The 1,302-nt window shown below is 39.9% G+C and carries 1 protein-coding gene; it reads right to left on the minus strand.

The features are described from left to right. Positions 1 to 40: 40 nt before the first annotated feature. The gene (locus RTS09_RS10525; RefSeq protein WP_312536869.1) at positions 41 to 1,174 is read right to left on the minus strand and encodes a 5-methyltetrahydropteroyltriglutamate--homocysteine S-methyltransferase; all 1,134 of its coding nucleotides are present in this window, start codon (positions 1,172 to 1,174) and stop codon (positions 41 to 43) included. Between the last annotated feature and the right edge of the window lie 128 nt (positions 1,175 to 1,302).

Raw genomic sequence — 1,302 nt, forward strand, 5'->3', positions numbered from 1 at the left:
TCTACCAAGTTTTTTTCTCCATTGTTGACAGCAGAGGTCACTAGTTACCCCATACCTCATCAGCAATCTCTTTAATTAAATCGAGTTTTGCCCATTGAGCTTCTTCAGTCAAAATATTACCTTCTTCGGTTGAGGCAAAACCACATTGGGGACTTATACATAACTGGTTAATATCTACAAACTGGGCTGCTTCTTTAATCCGCTCAATAATAACGTTTTTATCTTCCAAATCGCCTGTTTTTGACGTGACTAGACCTAGTACAACTTGCTGATTTTTGATATGTTGTAACGGTGCAAAATCTCCCGCGCGTTCACTATCATATTCTAAGAAAAAACCATCTACTCTGCAGGTACCAAACAACACCTCAGCAATAGGCGCATAACCACCTTCAGAGAACCAAGTTGAACGAAAATTACCACGACAAATATGCATGGTAATTTGCATATCATCAGGTTTGGCATCTACAATACGATTGAGTACCGTCACATAATTTTTAGCAACTTTATCCAAATCAATACCACGAGCCTCAAATTCCGCTCGTTTATCGAGCGAGCAAAACTGCCCCCAACTTGTGTCATCAAGTTGTAAATTACGTAGACCTAATGCATAAAATTTGTTTAACGCTTTAATGTATGCGTTAGCAATGTCATCAAATAGCTGGCTTTCTTCTTGGTAAAGGTCAATCGGCTGGTAATTTTCATCACGTATACAAGCCAATAAGTGCAGCATACTGGGTGATGGGATGGTGAATTTTGTTGGGTAATTACCCGCACAATCTTTTAAAAGTTGATAGGCTTTGACAAAGGGATGGTCGTCACTAAAGTCGATTTTACCCACAATGGCAATGGTGTTACCCTTAGGTTTCGCACCCTTAAACGCAACAGGAAATTTTTCAAGGCTAATCATCTCAATGCCATCTAGCCCCGCTAAAAAATCTAAATGCCACCACACACGGCTAAATTCACCATCGGTCACGGCGTGCAGTCCATGGCGTTTTTGTAGATTCACAAGATTTTGGATTTCGTCTTTTAGGATTTTGTCAAATGCCGCTTGGTTGATTTTGCCAGTTTGCAATTCGGTTTTGGCATTTTTTAGCGCGTCAGTGCGTAAAAATGACCCTACTACATCGTTACGGTATGGCGCTTGGGTTCGTGGGGTTGCCTGCGCAAATATTTAGCTCATAGTTGATTCGCTTTTGTTAAAAAACTTGAGGCGTGACTATAAGAGTTTTTAGCTAATGAGACAAACGCTGATTTTTCAAGGTAAAATGAATTGCGTTTAATGTTTTGACTACTAAACTG

It is taken from the genome of Moraxella sp. CTOTU47618, from assembly GCF_032017425.1.
GTDB classification, from domain to species: domain Bacteria; phylum Pseudomonadota; class Gammaproteobacteria; order Pseudomonadales; family Moraxellaceae; genus Faucicola; species Faucicola tetraodonis.